Below are 17736 nucleotides of genomic sequence, written 5' to 3'. Positions count from 1 at the left end.
GCGCAGGGCGTGAAGAAGATTCTGCAGCGCTACAAGGATCTGCAGGACATAATCGCGATTCTCGGTATCGACGAACTGTCGGAAGAAGACAAGATCACCGTGGCTCGTGCCCGCAAGGTACAGCGCTTCCTCTCGCAGCCCTTCCACGTGGCTGAGATCTTCACCGGCATCCCCGGCGCCTACGTCAAGGTCGCGGACACGGTTCGCAGCTTCAAGGAGATCATCGAAGGCAAGCACGACGACATTCCAGAGCAGGCCTTCTACTTGAAGGGTGGAATCGAAGACGTGATTGCAGCCGCTGAGAAGATGAAGCAGACGGTATAACTCATGGCAGAGACGACTGGCAATTCGGGGTTGTTAGCGGTTCGGCTGGTTACGCCGGACCGCGTTCTGCTGGACGCGACGGCGGAGTCAATAGAGCTGCCGTCGATGTCGGGGTACCTTGAGGCACTCTACGGCGCTGCTCCTCTGCTCGCTGAGCTGGGTGCAGGAGAGGTACGCCTCCATGGAGGAAGCTCGGGAGATCAGAAGTTCTTCGTCGCCTGGGGATTTGTAGAGGTGCTGCCGGAGCGTGTGACCATTCTGGCCGAGACCGCGCTGCATCCGAACGAGATTGACCGTGCTGAGGCTCAGAAGGAGCTTCAGGAGGGTGATAAGCTCTGGCATGCGGCTGGCGACGATGGCGCAAAGTACGACGAAGCCAACGCCATCACCCGCGAGGCTGAAGAGAAGATTGCCTCAGCCGACGGCAAGAGCAGCTAACGTTTCTTTCTTTGAGAACTGAAAAGCCGCCTCGGTTGAGGCGGCTTTCTTATCTCGCAAAAAAAAGTTCAAACCTGTGGCGTATTTTTCGACCACTGCGAACACGTTGTCAGGGCACCACGTCGACCACGCATTTCACCACGATCACACCACAAAATCACCACGCGAAAACACCCGTTTTTCTCAAAACACCCCTCAAAAACCCAGTAAAACGTCGAAACCCCGGTTCGCACCGGGGTTCCAATTTTTTCTGCCGGGCAACTCGCCGTCAGGACGCTTTTTTAGTCTTAGAGGGAGGTACCGGGGTCTCTGTGGCGGCCTCGGCCTGCTGTCGAAGAGCGTGAATGACAACCCGTAGCATCTCCTCTTCAGGAGCAGGCTTACCAGTGAAGATCTCGAACTGGCGTGCGCCCTGCTGCACGAACATCTCAATTCCAGTGATGATTGGGATGCTCTGCTGGCGCGCCAACCGCAGGAGCGGCGTCTCCAACGGGTTGTAGACAAGATCAAACACCAGCTTGGTGTTGAGGTCCCCAGCGTCGAGGATCGGCGCTCCTTTAACACCAGTCATGCCGACCGAAGTCGCATTGACGATGATGTCGAACGTAGTCTTGGTGAGGGCATCCTTCTTGATGGCCTTCGAGCCGGACTGCTTCGCCAGCTTCTGCGCGGTCTCCGCGGTTCTGTTGAGGATGAAGACATCAGCACCCTTATCGCGCATCCCAAAGACAGCGGCGCGAGCAGCCCCGCCGGCACCAAGAACAAGGGCTTTCGCACCACGCAGTGACATGCGCTTCTCGATGGGACCAGTAATGCCAGCGACGTCGGTGTTGAAGCCGTAGAGCTTGCCGTCCTGGCGAAGAACCGTGTTGCAGGCGCCAATCTTGGCCGAAAGAGGATCAGTCTTCTCCAGGTGCGCCATGATCTCCTGCTTGAGAGGCATGGTAACACTGAGACCCTGAATGGGAATCTCGTGAACAAGCTTGAGCAGATCTGCGAGCTTATTGGCCTGTAGAGCAAGATAGACTGCGTTGACCGTCTCTCGGCGGAACGCAGTGTTCATCATGATGGGAGAGAGCGAACTGCGGATGGGATTGCCGGCGACGCCGTAGACCTTGGTGGCCGCATCGACCTGATCGATGCGATAGGTTTCGATCAGCGTGCGGGCAGCAATCTGACCAGGAGCGGTCTCCTCGCCCGCCGTAGCCGCGGCAAAGGTGAAGGCACTCCCAGCACGGACACCGAGTACGCGCGATATGATTCCTGCGTCTCCCATGCATACGCCGACGATGTTCGAGTGGTCATCCATGCGCTCGATGAAACGCATAAGAGTAACGTTGTCAGTCAGTGTTTTGGCCGTGGGCACAATCTTGATGAAGTCGGGTTTGAAGGGCTCGATACGTTTGAAGATGCCGTCGAGATCTTTGGTTGCTGTGAAGTCGTGGTGGCTGATGATGAGGGCGACCCCAGTGTCACGCAGCTTCTGAAGTTCACCTTTCTTTAAGCTCTCAGCAGACTCGAGCTCGAGATCGATAAGGTGGAAGCCGGAGGTCCCTGCCTTAGAGAGGATCTCCATCTCGGTGGCGAGGTTCCCTGTGAATTTGCCTCCATTGGCGGCACGGCGGCAGGTAGCGATAGCTGTGACTGCGGTATTGTCGTTGAGAAACTGCTTAAACTTCGGCAGCGCGAGGAGAGGTTTCTCGAGATAGTCGAGGCGAAACTCAAGGAAGGGCGTCTCTTTGACGACGGCAGTGGCTTTTTCAAGCATCTCGGCAGGAGTGGCGCCGATGATGGCGACGCAAACTTTGCCGATACGGGAACGAAGAAGTTGGGGGGCTAAACTGGGCACATTCACTCTCATGTCTACAATCGCGGTATATTACAGACCCACGGGGAAGGATGCAAATTTTTGTTGAAGTATAAGGGGGTTAACCTTGTCTTGCATCGTCAATGGTTTTCATCTCTTTGGATGCGGGAAGCTTAGTTATGGTACTAAAAGTAGACTCCGGCCATCGAAGAAGGTAACCGGTAGCCTGGGAACTCGTGAAATACCTTCAGTTGCATGAGCCGTGCCTAGACGTAAGTGTTCTAAATTGAAAGGGTTAGCTTGGATAACGAGCTGGAGATAGTGCGGATTGATGCCTGGAAGAGGTACGGCTGGCTGCGGCATGGGTTTAGTACGCGTCATGGAGGCGCTTCTGCGATTTATGGAGGAAATTCGCTGAATCTAGGGTGGACGAAGGAGGACGACGCAGTCTCGGTGAAGGAAAATCGGGTCCATTTTGCGCAGTGCGTCGATCCTGATTTTGGAACAAAAAGTGGTTCTTCGCTGGTGACTGTACGGCAAATTCACTCGAACACCATTCATGTGATCCGAGAGGGAGAAGGGGCATCGGAGGGCAAGTTGCAGACTGCTGATGGGAGGGCGGTTCTGGAGGGGGACGGGCTCATCACAAACATGCCGGGAGTGTTGCTGGGAGTGGGGACCGCAGACTGTGTGCCTGTGCTGTTAGTGGATGAGAGGACCAGAGCGGTTGGCGCTTTTCATGCAGGGTGGCGAGGAACGGTGGCGGGAATTATAGAGCAGGGAGTCGCGATGATGGTAGAGGAGTATGGTTCGCATGTGGAAGACCTTGCGGCGGCAGTGGGACCGAGCATTGGGGATTGCTGCTACGCCGTGGGCTTGGAGGTGAGAGAGGGGTTTGGCAGAAGGTTTGACTATGCCGAGGAACTATTCCGCATCGGAGTCGATGAAGAAGAAGCGGAGATGTACCTGGATCTCTGGGAGGCAAACCGGCGACAACTGCTCAACGCGGGAGTGGCGGAAGAACGAATTACCGTGGTGGGAGATTGTACGGCGTGCGGGGTCGATGCGAATGGGAGGTTGAAGTATTTTTCACATCGCGGGGAACAGGGAATTACCGGGAGGATGTTGAGCGTAGTGGGTGTGGCTGGATGAGCTTCGCCGTCCAGACGGAGAGCTTGATTCGTCTGGACGGCGTTTGTGCAAGTGGAGAGAGGGTCAGTCCATCAGCTTTCGGGAGAGATAGGTGTACTGTTCGGCTCGGGTATTGGCTTGCTCCTTGAGGTTTGCTCCGGCTGCGTGGCCGCCTTCGACGATCTCGTCATAGAAGAAGGGCTTGTGAAACTCTTCGAGACGAGCAGCGAATTTCCTCGCGTGGACGGGGCCTACGCGATCATCCTTGGTGGTGGTAAAGATAAGCGGTTCCGGATAGGTTGTGCTGGGGTTGAGCTGGTTATAGGGTGATATCGAAGCGAGAAATTTCCGCTGTTTGGGAATGGTGACGGTGCCGTACTCTCCGACCCAGGAGGCACCAGCGGCGATGTGCTCGAAGTTGAGCATATCAAGTAGAGGCACCTGAATCACGACGGCGTTCCACATCTCCGGGTGTTGCGTGAACTCGACACCCATGAGCAGACCACCGTTAGAGCCGCCGACGATACCCATGCGGCGTGGAGAGGTGATCTTCCGAGCGAAGAGGTCCTGGCCCACTGCGGCGAAGTCGTCGTAGATGCGTTGGCGGCTGGTCTTAAGTCCCGCGTCGTGCCAGGCAGGACCAAACTCGCCGCCTCCACGGATGTTGGCAAGGACAAAGGTGCCTCCGCGTTCGAGCCACAGTTTGCCGAGGATTGGATTGTAAACGGGCGTCAACGAGACCTGAAAGCCGCCGTAGGCGTTCATAAGCGTTGGATTTGAGCCGTCATACTTGATGTCTTTGTGACGGACGAGGAAGTATGGGACTTTGGTTCCATCTTTAGAGGTGGCCTGAAGTTGCTCTACAACGAGGTTAGAGGTGTCGAACTGAGCAGGAAGTGTTTTCGCCGTTTTAAGAGTCGTTGAGGAGGCGTCGCCCAGTAGGAGTGAAGAGGGCGTGAGAAAGCCAGTAGTTTCGAGGAAGAACTTGTCGTCGGAGATATTGGTGGTTGCAATCTCTACGCTGAGATTGTCGGGAACGTCGAGTTTTTTGCGGGTCCAGTTTTTATTTGCGTCCCGGGTGTAGATATAGGCGCGTCCTTGCACGTTGTCGAGCGTAGTGAGGAGGAGATGGTTTTTGGTTATGGCGGACTGCTGGAAGAACTCCCGGGCGGTGGGAGTGAAGATGACGGCGGGTTTGAGATGGATGGGATCTTTGCTGACGGCCTCTAGATCAAGCGCAACGACTGAGCCTTGGGGATAGGTGTTCGAGAGACCCTCGGGCTTCCAGTCTTCGTTGAGCTCAATGATAAGTTGGCCATCGAGCATACCCTGCAGTTCAGATTTTCCGGGAACCGAGATCTTTTTTGGACCCTCCGGAGTATAGAGGGAGATCTCGCGTTCAAAGAAGTTGATGCCGTGAGAGAGAATAACCGCTGTATTGCCTTGGCTGTCGTGAAGAGACGTCGCGTCCGCAGATACGTCGGCTTCCGTACCGCGGTAGACCTCCTTTGCCTGATCGAGCATCTGGCCGCGCTTGCAGAGTTTCACGACGAAGGGATAACCGGATGTGGTCATGGTGCCAGGACCCCAATCACGGGCGACCAGCAGGGAGTCCTTGTCGACCCAGGTGACTTCCTGCTTTGACTTTGGAAGGACGAAGCCATCTTCGACGAATTCTTCTGTCTTCAGGTCGAACTCACGAAGTGTCTCCGCGTCTTCTCCACCGGCTGAGAGAGAGACAAGGCAGAGGCCGTTGCCTGGATAGAGGCAGTGCAGACCCTTCTCCACCCATTTCTCGTTATCCTTCGCGGCCAAGGAGTCGTAGTCGATGACGGTGTGCCAGTCGGGTTGGTCTGTGAGGTAACTCGCGAGAGAGGCTTTGCGAAGAATACCGCGGACGTGCTGGGCGTCCTGCCAAGTGTTATAGATCTCGCCAACACGGAAGTCAGGAGAGGGCAGCCTGGTTGGCGATTCGAGCACTTTGAGGGCGGTTTCGGCGAGGCTTCCATAGCGTGGGTCGGCCTGAAGAACCTTGGCGGATCGAGCATTTTCTTCGTTGACCCAGGCCATGGGTTTCTCGCCGGAGACATCTTCAAGCCATTGATATTTGTCTGGCTGCTCCGTGGGGCCTTGTGCCTTTGAGTAGATGCTTCCCCAAGCGGTAACTAGAGCGTATGCGATGAGAAGTGCTGTCTTACGGCTCCGAAGCTGCATCTTGTTTTTCCCTTCATGTCTTATTCCGCTTGCTTTGAGGCCAGTTGGAGTAGTTGGTTGGTGAAGGTGGTTAGTGTAGCGCAGGTTTGCTGCAGTTTTGTCAGAGGCGATTTAGGTCTTGCAGAGCTCCTCGGCAAGCTGTTCGCGGTGATCAAGTGCGATTCTATCGATGCGGCTGAGAACCCCGAGGTAGAAGAGAAAGGAAACGACGGCTAGTGCCAGGAAGAAGGGAATCATGATCCATGGGCGATTGACTAAGTTGGCTAGAACGACGCCCCCATAGCCGACAGCGAAGCAGGCTCCTACGATACCGAGGGCTATGAGAGCGCTGAGTTGAGAGGTTTGCTTGCGACTGATCTTCGAGAGATCAACTTTCTTTGGGGCGGCTAAAGAGCGTAGATTGCCGACGGCCCCGTTGGTGAAGGCGGCAAAGAGAAGCCAGCAGAACGTGGAGAAAGCGAGAAGAGATGAAGGAGCTTGGGCGACGAAGCTGACAACGACAAAGATCAAGAAGAACTCTATGAGGCCCAGTAGAAAGCCGATTATGTTTTTTGCGAGAAAGACGTCTCGCAGACGGGCGGGCGCGAGGAAGTAGAACTGGATGCCGGCGCCATCCATGCCAAGGAGGTTGTAGGAGAGGATGGAGACGCCAAGGATGGAGTAGGCTACCGCCGCAGGGAATACGAAGCTGCCGAAGCGTCCACTGCTGCCGATGCGGCTGGCGAAGAGAAAGACCATGAAGATGGGCGCGATGAATCCGTAGAGCTGGTTAGTATTGCGGCGAAGGTAGAGGAGCTCTTTTTGCAGGCAGGCGGCGACGGTGGGGCTCAGGCCAAGCGTTCTGGCGCTTACGAAAGAGGAGGAAGGATGCGAGGCGATTGTGGAGGTGTGTGGAGCGCGGAGGATCTGTGGCTGCTTTGTGAGTTCACTGAGATTTTCTCCGGAGAATTCGCGATGCATACGTACGGCGTAGACGGCAAGAAAAAGAGCTCCGAACGAGATGAGACCGACTAGTGCGGCGATAGAGTTGAGTTCCTGTCCCCTGGCGGAGCTGGTAATTGAGGTTGCGGTGAGTCCTGGAGGAAGGAACGCGGCGACAGGTTCGACGTGATGAAAGAGTTTGATGAGGAAAGGAAGATGGTTGGCGTGGTGACGACCATTCTGAAGACCGGGGTTGAAGTTGAGATTGAGGTATTGGAAGCCGAGCGAGGCGAAGAGGACGAATGCGGTCAGAAGCTCTCGGGCGCGGCGGGTTGAGAGCCAGCGGTCGACCCAGGTAAGGACCATGCGAGTGAAAAAGATATTTGAGAGGGCGTAGAGGATGAGAACGAGAGTCGTCCAGGGAATAAGGGATGGGCGGGCGATGCCTATGCCGATGTCGGCAGCTATCAGAGCCAGCGTTCCGATTACGTTCGCTGCAGAGAGAAGTCCGAAGAAGAGACGCGCGATGAGGAAGCGCGGAAAACTGATGGGGAATCGGATGATGGTGTTGATATCGAAGCTGAGACCAGGCGCAGAGATATTGAGGACGACGAGCTGCCACAGAGCAAAAACGGCCCAGGTTAGGGCTGGCAGCAGGCTTAGCTTGCCCGATGTGACGAGGTAGTAGCCGGCGAAGCCTGCGCCTGCGATGGGACCGATGGCGATGATGCCAAGAATGGGGAGAAAGACGATGCGAGCGACCAGCTCACCTATTCCTCCTTTTCGCCGGAAGGCGTTGCGGAAGATACACCAACGGAGTTGAGCGAGGGCAGCGAGCTGAGCTCGGCTTTGAGCAGAGGTCCATGGGGCGGTATCGGCTGTCAGTGTGGCGAGGGGCGGGGGCGGAGTAGAAGTTAGCCCAGCCATGAGAGCTCCTGCTCAGGATGCACGGCGTTTGAACCGCTGCCGACTATGTTGAGAAAGATCTGCTCGAGGGTGAGAGTCTGACTGCTGTCGACGGTGCCTTCGGGGATGCGAGCTTGTACGCCTGCGCGCAACTCTTCGAGGGACCCACTGGCGATAAGGTGGCCACGGTCGATGATGGCGATGTGAGTGCAGAGACGCTCGACGATTTCCAGGACGTGTGAGGTGAGAAAGATGGTAGCTCCACGGGCAATCATGCCCTGAAGCATGGCTTTGAGGGTGCCGGAGGCGATGGCATCGACTCCCTCGAAGGGTTCATCGAGAAAGAGGATGCGAGGACCATGGATGACGGCGGCGGCGAGGGCGAGCTTTTTCTGCATGCCGTGGGAGAAGTCGGTGATGAGTTTTTTTGTTTCCCCGGCGAGGCTCATGAACTCGAGAAGTTCGATGGTGCGGGAGGCGGTGGTTGCCTGGTCCAGGCCGTACATGCGGCCTACAAAGCGGAGGTACTCTGCTGCGGTGAGACGGCCAAAGAGGGCAAGGCCCTCGGGAACAACTCCAATCTGACGCTTGACCTCGGTGGGGTTGGAAAGGGCATCGAGGCCGAGAATTTGAATGCTGCCAGAGGTGGGCGCGAGCAGACCGGTGAGCATCTTGATGGTAGTGGATTTGCCGGCTCCATTAGGGCCTAGAAAGCCAAAAAACTGACCGGGCGCCACGGAAAGATTGACGTCCTGAACTGCGGTGAACTCGCCGAAACGGCGGGTCAGGCCAGTGGTGGTGACGGCTGGGATCATGTGAAGGAAGGATACCTTAGCTATTGAATGGTCTAGTGCGGCATTTTGTGGTTTTGAAGATGCTGCGTTGCCCTGCCTCTTTCCTGTGAATAGATCCCTCAGCTAGCAGATGTCGAGCAGGATGTCTAAAAGGTGGATAAAAAGCAACAAGGAAGAGGCGCGTGGGTTGATATACTTAAGGGCTACCTCATTCAGCCGAGTTGAGAATGTGGTACGTGTTTGGGGCAGGACGCGACGCTCGGTGAGCGAGACCTGCAGAACAGGTTTTAATGAGCAACATTCTTGAGACGATTAACTCTCCCGCAGATGTAAAAAAGCTGTCGATTCCGGAGCTGACTCAGCTAGCGGAGGAGATACGGGCGCGATTGATTGTGGGGGTTGCAAAGACGGGCGGACATATCGGTCCGAATCTTGGCGTCGTTGAACTGACGCTAGCGATGCACTATGTGTTCGATACCCCGACGGATAGCTTTGTCTTTGATGTGAGTCATCAGGCCTATGTGCACAAGTTGCTGACAGGGCGAGAGAAGCTATTTCATACGATTCGGCAGCCGGGTGGGTTGAACGGTTTTATGCTGCGTACAGAAAGCGAACACGACAGCTATGGTGCGGGGCACGCAGGGACAGCGTTGAGCGCTGCACTGGGAATGGCTGTCGGCAGAGATATGTCGGGTGGGAAGGAACATATTGTCGCGCTGGCCGGGGATGCAGCGTTTACAAATGGAATCTCGTTTGAAGCTCTGAATAATATTGCTGTTCAGACGAAGCGGCTGATTGTGGTGCTAAACGATAACGCGTGGTCAATCGATAAGAATGTTGGAGCGATCGCGGAGTACTTCCACAAGATAGTGACGAATCCGACGATCTCGAGTCTGCATGACCGTGCTGCAGATTTGTTAGAGCGTTTTGGCGGCAAGACTGTGCGTCATGTCGCCAGGAAAGCAGAGGAAGCAGCGAAGGGGTTGATCGGTCCCGGTACACTCTTTGAAGAGTTTGGCCTAAGCTATTTTGGGCCCATCGATGGACACAATCTGCCACTGCTGATTGAGACTTTTCAATTTTTGAAGCAGCAGAATAAGCCGGTAGTGCTGCATGCCATTACGCAGAAGGGCAAAGGATTTCAGCCTGCGATAGAAAAGCAGAAAAAGTTTCATGGGCTGGGACCGTACGACGCTCAAACCGGTGAGACTAAGCCGACAGGACAGAAGACTTACTCCGAGATCTTTGCAGAGTCTCTAACGAAGCTTGCCACGGCAAACGACAAGGTAGTCGCGATTACGGCGGCGATGCCAAACGGCACGGCCCTCGATCTCTTCAGGCCCCACCACCCTAAGCGATACTTTGACGTGGGGATTGCTGAAGAGCACGCAGTGATCTTTGCTGCCGGTATGGCGACGAAGGGGTATAAGCCATTTTGCGCAATCTACTCAACGTTTTTGCAACGCGCCTTCGACCAGGTTGTCCATGACGTTTGCCTGCAGAATCTGCCGGTAGTGTTTTGCATGGATCGCGGCGGCTTGAGCGGCGATGATGGGCCTACTCATCATGGGCTGTTCGATATCAGCTATCTGAGGAGCGTACCGAATTTGATTCACATGGTACCGAAAGATGAGGATGAGCTTGCCGACATGATGTACACGGCGATGCTGCATGATGGACCTAGTGCGATCCGTTATCCACGCGGTACAGGGCCTGGAGTTGCGGTGAAGGCGCAACCTGTCGCGCTTTCGATTGGCAAGGCAGATGTGATTCGCCATGGAGCTGATGTTGCGATATTTGGCCTTGGTGCGATGCTACCGGAGGCAGAGCGACTGGCTGAGATGCTGAAACAGGAAGGTTTTTCTGCGGCGGTGATCAATCCTCGATTCGCGAAGCCGGTGGATCGTGATTGTGTGAATGAGTTCGGTAGCCGCTGTGGGCTTGTGGTGACGTTGGAGGATCATGTGCTGGCTGGTGGATTTGGCTCAGCCGTGATGGAGACGTTGAATGAGCTGGAGCTTCAGGTTCCGGTTGTGAGAGTAGGGTGGCCGGATGCGTTTATTGAGCATGGCAAGGTTGAGTCGCTACGTGCGAGATATGGGCTGACGGCAGAGGCTGCGCTGGAGAAGGCAAGGCCTTACCTCAGCAAGATGATAGAGCAGGTACTGGCAAAGCATTCGTAGGTGGGCTTATCGACGACGATCAGCGGACCGCTTTAGAGCTCATCTTATCGGTGGATAACTGCTTCTTGCACGTAGAGGCTTTGGCTCGATATCAGTGCGGGATAAGAGAGACAGAAGTTCGTTTAGGCGAGCGTGCCGATAGTCGAAGGTGCTACGAAGTTGGCGAGCGATGAGAAGGCTGTTTGCAATTTCGCCTAGTCGGCCAAGTGGTAGCTCATACTCGAGTTTGTCGCGGAGCAACGTACCCTCGATGTGGACTCCAGAGTCATTGGGAGAACTCTTCGCAAACGTACTGTGACAGTGATGCCAGAAGGCGAAAGGGCCACGGAGTTGGCGGTCGCAAAAATGATCGTTCCAGATAAACTCGTCGATCTCGGCCTCCCAAGGAACTCGTAGAGGAGAGTAAGGGAAGGGGCGAAAGCTGATGGTGAGTTTGGTACCTACACCGGCTGCGATGCTCCTGAGTTGCGACGCAGAGGAAGATGAGGGACGCAATGGCGGCGGCGCAACGGTCATTTCTTCTATGCGAGCTTTCTGCCATAGAGGCATGAGCCGAGGCAGATTTTCGGGATTGGCGAAGAAGGCGAAGACGAGATCGATTGGGTAGGGAAGCCACTGCTCGGTGTGAAAGGTGTGGCGCATAGCTGAGTTGGTTATAACGTGCCACGAGCGAAAGCGCGAGGGGTTGAAACCAAGAGATGGATGCGCTTTTGTGTGATCAGAAAAAGAGGCGCCTCCTATGAGGCGCCTAAAGGAACTGCCGGAGGAAACTCTTAGTTGGGCATAAGGACGGTATCGATGACGTGAATGACGCCATTGGACTGGAAGACATCGGCCGTGGTGATGGTGGCCATGCCGCCCTTAGCATCCGTCAGCATTATCTTGCCGTCTGACATAGTTGCGGTGAGGTCTTCGCCCTGAACTGTTTTCAGAGTGGCCTTGCCGCCACCCTTCTTGATCATCTTCATAAGTTCTTTGGAAGAGATCTTGCCGGCTACGACGTGATAGGTGAGGATCTTATCGAGGGTGGCCTTATTCTCTGGCTTCACGAGCGTATCGACGGTGCCAGCGGGAAGCTTCGCGAACGCATCATCGGTCGGAGCGAAGACAGTGAAGGGACCAGCGCTGTTGAGTGTGTCCACCAGGCCGCCAGCCTTGACTGCGGCGACAAGGGTCTTGTGGATCGGTGAGTTGACCGCGTTCTCAACGATGGTCTTGTTGGCGTACATGGCTGCGCCGCCAACATCAGGGTCCTTCTGTGCATTTGCGGCGAGAGAGGAGATTGCCAGAGCGGCTACTGCAAGGGTGGATAGGAAGGTCTTCTTCATTTTCAATGTCCTTTTGTGTTCTTGATTTTCAGAAGCTCGTTCCCTGCAGGGGCACTCATAATCATCTACGTCCACTTGAGTGGAGTGGATTGACCACACCACGCCCGCGATGCTCCCGATTGGACCGTGCGTCGCGATGTTGATTGTGGAGCGCAACTGTTAGCGGAAAGATGTTGATGATGTGAAGCGACGACTACTACCAAGGGGGCGTTGACAATTCCACGCAGTCCTCGTCAACTGAAGGTCGGAGCTTATGTTAAAAGAGTCGATCAGCAGCCATGAGTTGATGCCGACACAGGACAAGGGGGCTCACCCTGCCGGTGTGCATGACCGTGGATTGTTGTTGATCGGGCTCTTCAAGCTGGGGAAGGCGATCTTCTTCTTCTGTATCGGTGCTGGCGCGATTCATCTGCTGCATAAAGACATCGGCGATGAGGTGATGCGACTTGCCTTGAAGCTGAGATTCGATCCTGAGAGCCGGCTGGTTGCGCTTCTGCTCGATAAAGTCGACCTGATTGATGCACACCGGTTGAGACAGATCAGCGTGGCGACATTTGCTTACTCGGCGCTGGCATTGACGGAAGGGATCGGCCTGCTGATGGAGAAGGTCTGGGCTGAGTATCTGACGTTGATTCTGACGATCTCATTTTTGCCATGGGAGCTGTATGAGTTGATTCGGCGGCCTGATTGGTTTCGTCTTAGCCTGTTAGTCATTAACTTAGGGGTACTGGCTTACCTGATCTGGTTGCTGCGCCGTAAGAAGATGCTTGGCGAAAGCTAGCAGTTTCGCTTTTATTTCGCTTATCAGATCGATTCAAGGCCCGCAAGTGACTGAGTGAGTATGAACCGTAAGCGTAAACACTACCTGTAGGGGTCCTCAACTTAGATCGCCCTACGTGCTGAGTTTTCCACAATTCAATATGGGAATTGCACAGAAGTTGCACAAATTAACTCTTTACAGGGGGGAGGCGCTCGGCGATGCTGGTGGAACGAAGTAGAAGATTTTGGAGTCTAGTGGATCAAACTAGGTTCCTGACATACAAAATTCTACGACGTGAAGTGATTTTGAACGGAATTTGAGTTGGACAAGGTATCGAGGTCGTTATGTTTCGGGGAAATCACCCAACACGCGTTGACGAGAAAGGGAGATTAAAACTCCCTGCCGAGTTCAAGCGTCGTGTGGATGAGCTGTACGGACCCCAGTTCTACATAACGAGCATGGATGGGAAGCGGGCGCAGGTTTATCCGCTGAAGGAGTGGGAGCAGATCGAGGCGTCGCTGTCGAAGATGTCCCCGATGGATCCGGTTCGGAAGAAGTTTCAGGACGTAACGAATTTTTACGGCCAGATGGCTGAGATGGACGCACAGGGCCGGGTGCTGATTCCGCAGAAGCTGCGGGAGCTGGCGAAGGTGACGGGCGAGGTCAATGTTCTGGGATCGCAGACGTTGTTGGAAGTTGTGAATGCAGAGCTGTTCGATGCCGAGATGAAGAAGGCAAGTGGAGCCGTTGAGCTGACGGATGTGGATTTGATGGCGTTCGCGGATAAGACCAAGGCAGTTGCTTAGCAAGTGCAAGATGGCCCCCAGGGGCAGCACAGAAGGCGGGTGAACTATGAAGAGTCCGCAACATGTGCCGGTTCTTTTAGAAGAAGTTTTGGAGTATTTGAATGTGCGGCCGGGCGGCGTGGTGGTTGACGCGACGCTGGGTCTGGCGGGGCACTCTTCGGAGATAGCGAAGAGGCTGGGCGGCAAAGGCAAGTTGATTGGCTTTGACCGCGACCCGGAGGCGATGGAAAAGGCTAAAGCAAGGCTTGAGGTCTTGCGGGCTGAGCTGGGAGACCAGATGCCGGAGGTGGTGTTTGAGCCGCGGGCGTTTTCGGAGGCTTCGAGCCTGCTTGAGCCGGGGAGCCTGGATGGATTGCTTGCTGATTTTGGCGTGAGCAGCCTGCAGCTGGACGAGGCGCACAGAGGATTTAGTTTTCGGACGGATGGCCCGTTAGATATGCGGATGGATACGCGCAGCGGGGAGACGGCCGAGCAAGTGGTAAATCAGGAAGACGAAAACGAACTCGCCGACCTGATTTACGAATTCGGAGAGGAAAGGAGGTCGCGGAGAATCGCCAGAGCCATTGTTAGGGCCCGGCCGATTACGACTACAGCAGAATTGGCTCGAATCGTATCGGCCGAGGCCCCACCAATGAAAGGCGAGAAGATTCATCCCGCTACAAGAACCTTTCAGGCACTTCGGATTCGCGTGAATAACGAGTTGGGAGAGATTCAATCGCTGCTGAAGAGCGCGGGGTCTCTGTTGAAGCCGGGAGGAAGGCTGGTGTTGATCAGCTTCCACTCTTTGGAGGACCGGCTGGTGAAGGATGCGTTCAAGGCGGCGAAGGACGCGAAGGTATTTGAGGTTTTGACGAAGAAGCCGGTTGTGGCGGCAGAGCAAGAGCAGATGAGAAATCCGCGGTCGCGCAGTGCCAAGATGAGGGCGGCCGAAAAAATTTAGGTAAGAGATTCTCTGTTGCACTGAAAATGGTGCAGTCTATATATAGAGAAAACATGTGATCGGGCCGGGGTTGTCCCACCTTCTTTCAGGCGAAAGACAACTCTGTAACAAAAAGTCCCTTCCTCCAATAGCGATCCCGGCCCGGTTCGTACGTTGGAGAGTGGCAAATTTGGGCTCAGGGTTTTCGACGCAGATTCAGAGAGGTGCACGATGGCAGCTTCGGCGATGGCAGGACAACAGTTAGAGATGCTGGGCTCGCGGGCGCAGAGCCGTGCGGAGTCGCTGACAGCGCGGAATCGTGAGCTGTATGAGACGCAGCGGCGTGCGCGCCGTGGACCGACGCCTGAGGTTTTCTTCACGAAGCATATCGACAACAGCCGCATTGTGAAAGCGGATGATCCGGAGAGACGGCGCGAGATGCGCACGTTTACTGGTGTGATGAGCGTGCTGTTTGTGCTGGTGATGGTTTATGTGTGGCAGCACTTTTCGGCGATTGAGATTGGTTATCACGTCGAGGCGCAGAAGCAACAGGTGGAACAGCTGCGGGAGGAGAATCGGCAGCTGCGGTTGAGTGAGGCGCAGTTGACGGATCCGGGCAGAATTGATCGGATCGCCAAACAGCTTGGGTTGAGCGAGCCGGAGCCGGGACAAGTGGTGCGGCCGGAGGGCGGAGATCCGAATGCTCCTGCGCTTGCACAGGCAAGTATTCCCTCAATGCAGATTGCTCAGTAGGGGTGTTGGACGGAAGGCGGTCGAGGTGGTTCGACTTAGCGGAGAAGTTCTGACGAATGAGGGATCGGAAGTACAACAACGATAAAGCAGGGATGAGATGAACAAGGCGCCACGGCAGACGTTGACCGCTCCGATACGGAGGATCCGTTTCGCCTATGTGGCGCTGTTTTTTTTCGCGTGGACTGTAATGATTGCCGTGCGGCTAGGGTGGCTGCAGGTAGTCCGCCATCCGGATTTTGTGCATCGCGCGGCAATGCAACAACAGAGAACGTTCGAGGTTGCGCCTCGCCGAGGAATGCTGTACGACCGCAACCTGCGTGAGCTTGCAGTAACGGTGCAGGTAGATAGCGTGTATGCCGTGCCTTCCGAACTTGGAGATAATCGCGTCAGCGCGGCGGAGATACTGGCTGAGATTGTGCATGCCGATCCGCGGGATAACTTCACTTCGCAACAGCAGATGTTGGCGCGATTCAACGCTTCGAGGAACTTTGCCTGGGTCGCGAGGAAGGTCGATCCCAGTATTGCGGATCGTCTGCGTGAGTTGAATTTGAAAGGTGTCTATTTTCAAAAAGAGTTCAAGCGCTTTTATCCGAACAATGACCTGGCTGCTCAGGTGCTGGGGTATGTGGGGACGGACGACATCGGATTAGGTGGCTTGGAGCGGCAGTTTGACCAGGATATGCATGGTGAGCCTGGGCATATGCTGACTGCACTCGACGCGAGACGGCATGTGCTGGGCAGCGAAGAGAGCCAACCGATGCCGGGCGAGAACCTCGTTCTATCGATCGACGCGAATATTCAATACATGGCAGAGCGGGCCCTGGATGCGCAGATGCTTAAGACAAGAGCGCTGCATGGGACGGTAGTGGTACAGGATCCGCACTCTGGACAGATTCTGGCGCTGGCGATCGCGCCGCGGTTCAACCCAAATGACCAGAAGCACATGGATTCGAGTGTGTTGCAGAACCTGGCGGTAAGCGATGTGTATGAACCGGGATCGACCTTTAAGCTGGTGACGTATTCGGCGGCGCTGGACGGCGCGGGTGTGCAGCCCACAGATCTGGTGGACTGCCAAGGCGGCGCGATGACGATGTACGGTCGCACCCTGCATGACGACCACAGCGATCACTTCGGTGTGGTAACGGTGCAATATGCGCTGGAGCATTCAAGCGATGTGGGCGCGGCGAAGATGGCTCTAAAGCTGGGGCCGAATAAATTCTATGGCTACATGCGCGGATTTGGCTTTGGCGACCGTTCTGGGATTGAGCTGCCGAGCGAGACACGTGGTCTGCTGCGGGCGCCGAAGAAGTGGGGATCGACAAGCATCCTATCGATGGCGATCGGACAGGAGGTCGGCGTCACGCCGGTGCAACTCGTGACGATGGTAAGTGCGCTGGCGAATGGCGGAGTTTACATGCCTCCACATGTACTGTTGCAATCAACCGATGAGATGAAGGGTGATGCGAGGTTGAAGCCGGCTGCGTTTCGACCATCGAATCAGCTACCATTGTCATTGCCTGATGGAGCTCATCGGGTGATCTCGGAGATGACTTCGGCCAAGATGCGCATGATGATGCAGGGCATTGTGACTGAGGGCACGGGCAAGCTGGCGACGTTGAACGGTTATAGCTCCGCCGGCAAGACCGGGACTGCGCAGAAGATTGATGTGGCGACTCATACTTATTCGCACACGAAACTGGTGGCAAGCTTTGCGGGTTTTGCTCCCGTGAGCAATCCGGCGATCTCGATCGCCGTGGTAATCGATACGCCTACGGCTGGCGGTGAAGCAGCGCACTACGGCGGAGCGGCGAGCGCACCGGTGTTTGCGGATGTGGCGCAGCAAGTGCTGGAGTATCTGGGAGTGCCGCATGACCAGCCTTTGAAGACAAAAAAAGAGTTGCAGGTAGCGCAGAAGGATATTATTGACGACTCGCCTACTGACAGCACGGCGGACCTGAACGCGATGTTCGACGATGTGAACAGTTTGCCTGCAGACGATCCGCTGCGAGCACCGGGGCCTTCTGCTCCTGCTACCAATGAGGTAGCGACAGTAAACGAGAGGCCTGCTCCGATGACAGCTAAGGCTTCCGTGAGCACACCAGGAATCTTGAATCTGCTCCCGGCGAAGGTGCTTACGGCATTCCACGCAAACGGCGTTCCCAGTTCTGTCTCAGAAACTTCCACACAGTCGACAGCACAGAAAGTTTCACCAATGGCCAATACGAAGGAGAAGGGGGCCGTCGTGGTGGATGCCGGACTGCGGGTTCCGGTGCCTTCGTTTGAGGGAACGGGCCTGCGAGGTGTAGTAGAACGGGCGGATTCCGTTGGTTTACGTGTGCAAGCGGTGGGGAGTGGACTAGCTCGAGATCAGGTGCCAGCAGCGGGTATGATGGTGCCTGCTGGGACGGAGATCGTGGTACGGTTCAGTCGATGAGCGATTTGTGCTGCGAGA

General features: G+C 55.5%; 13 protein-coding genes and 1 pseudogene. 9 read left to right on the top strand and 5 right to left on the bottom strand.

The genetic code is table 11. The features are described 5' to 3' along the window. Both GSQ94_RS21350 and atpC read left to right on the top strand, forming a co-directional pair. Positions 1 to 324 (top strand): annotated as a pseudogene (locus tag GSQ94_RS21350) (F0F1 ATP synthase subunit beta); the annotation flags it as partial. A gap of 3 nt (positions 325 to 327) precedes the next feature. Further along, positions 328 to 762: an ATP synthase F1 subunit epsilon gene (gene atpC, locus GSQ94_RS08160; protein WP_158943067.1), complete on the top strand. Its 435-nt coding sequence runs from the start codon at positions 328 to 330 to the stop codon at positions 760 to 762. Between the two features lie 268 nt (positions 763 to 1030). Here the strand turns inward: atpC and aroE are convergent, their stop codons facing one another. Further along, on the bottom strand, positions 1031 to 2611 hold the full coding sequence (gene aroE / locus GSQ94_RS08155) for a shikimate dehydrogenase (protein WP_254063732.1): 1581 nt from the start codon (positions 2609 to 2611) through the stop codon (positions 1031 to 1033). A gap of 279 nt (positions 2612 to 2890) precedes the next feature. Between aroE and pgeF the strand changes: the two genes are divergently transcribed. Next, positions 2891 to 3721: a peptidoglycan editing factor PgeF gene (gene pgeF, locus GSQ94_RS08150; RefSeq protein WP_254063731.1), complete on the top strand. Its 831-nt coding sequence runs from the start codon at positions 2891 to 2893 to the stop codon at positions 3719 to 3721. Positions 3722 to 3784: 63 nt separating this feature from the next. On the opposite strand, the gene GSQ94_RS08145 is transcribed toward pgeF, so the two are convergent. The 3 genes from GSQ94_RS08145 to GSQ94_RS08135 form a co-directional block, all read right to left on the bottom strand. Next, positions 3785 to 5914 carry a prolyl oligopeptidase family protein gene (locus tag GSQ94_RS08145; protein ID WP_158943065.1) on the bottom strand — a complete coding sequence of 710 codons (2130 nt, stop codon included), beginning with the start codon at positions 5912 to 5914 and terminating at the stop codon, positions 3785 to 3787. 111 nt (positions 5915 to 6025) lie between these two features. After that, entirely contained in the window at positions 6026 to 7762 is a 1737-nt protein-coding gene (locus tag GSQ94_RS08140) for a hypothetical protein (protein WP_158943064.1), read from the bottom strand. After that, a complete protein-coding gene (locus GSQ94_RS08135; protein ID WP_158943063.1) occupies positions 7750 to 8556 on the bottom strand; it encodes an ABC transporter ATP-binding protein in 807 nt (268 codons plus the stop codon). Before GSQ94_RS08135 ends, GSQ94_RS08140 begins: the two co-directional genes overlap by 13 nt. 269 nt (positions 8557 to 8825) lie before the next feature. Between GSQ94_RS08135 and dxs the strand changes: the two genes are divergently transcribed. Continuing rightward, the gene (dxs, locus tag GSQ94_RS08130) at positions 8826 to 10718 is read left to right on the top strand and encodes a 1-deoxy-D-xylulose-5-phosphate synthase (protein WP_158943062.1); all 1893 of its coding nucleotides are present in this window, start codon (positions 8826 to 8828) and stop codon (positions 10716 to 10718) included. A gap of 773 nt (positions 10719 to 11491) precedes the next feature. On the opposite strand, the gene GSQ94_RS08125 is transcribed toward dxs, so the two are convergent. Next, entirely contained in the window at positions 11492 to 12046 is a 555-nt protein-coding gene (locus GSQ94_RS08125; RefSeq protein WP_158943061.1) for a fasciclin domain-containing protein, read from the bottom strand. 253 nt (positions 12047 to 12299) lie between these two features. Between GSQ94_RS08125 and GSQ94_RS08120 the strand changes: the two genes are divergently transcribed. From GSQ94_RS08120 to GSQ94_RS08100, 5 genes are all read left to right on the top strand, one after another. After that, a complete protein-coding gene (locus tag GSQ94_RS08120; RefSeq protein ID WP_158943060.1) occupies positions 12300 to 12827 on the top strand; it encodes a DUF2127 domain-containing protein in 528 nt (175 codons plus the stop codon). A 323-nt stretch (positions 12828 to 13150) separates the two neighbouring features. After that, a complete protein-coding gene (locus GSQ94_RS08115) occupies positions 13151 to 13612 on the top strand; it encodes a division/cell wall cluster transcriptional repressor MraZ (RefSeq protein WP_158943059.1) in 462 nt (153 codons plus the stop codon). A 46-nt stretch (positions 13613 to 13658) separates the two neighbouring features. Continuing rightward, positions 13659 to 14552 carry a 16S rRNA (cytosine(1402)-N(4))-methyltransferase RsmH gene (gene rsmH / locus GSQ94_RS08110; protein WP_158943058.1) on the top strand — a complete coding sequence of 298 codons (894 nt, stop codon included), beginning with the start codon at positions 13659 to 13661 and terminating at the stop codon, positions 14550 to 14552. Positions 14553 to 14762: 210 nt separating this feature from the next. Next, positions 14763 to 15284 carry a cell division protein FtsL gene (locus GSQ94_RS08105; protein ID WP_158943057.1) on the top strand — a complete coding sequence of 174 codons (522 nt, stop codon included), beginning with the start codon at positions 14763 to 14765 and terminating at the stop codon, positions 15282 to 15284. Between the two features lie 97 nt (positions 15285 to 15381). Continuing rightward, the gene (locus GSQ94_RS08100; protein WP_158943056.1) at positions 15382 to 17718 is read left to right on the top strand and encodes a penicillin-binding transpeptidase domain-containing protein; all 2337 of its coding nucleotides are present in this window, start codon (positions 15382 to 15384) and stop codon (positions 17716 to 17718) included. Positions 17719 to 17736 lie beyond the last annotated feature (18 nt).

The organism is Granulicella sp. S190, from assembly GCF_009766095.1.
Lineage (GTDB): Bacteria > Acidobacteriota > Terriglobia > Terriglobales > Acidobacteriaceae > Edaphobacter.
This window is presented reverse-complemented; position numbering and strand designations above follow the sequence as displayed.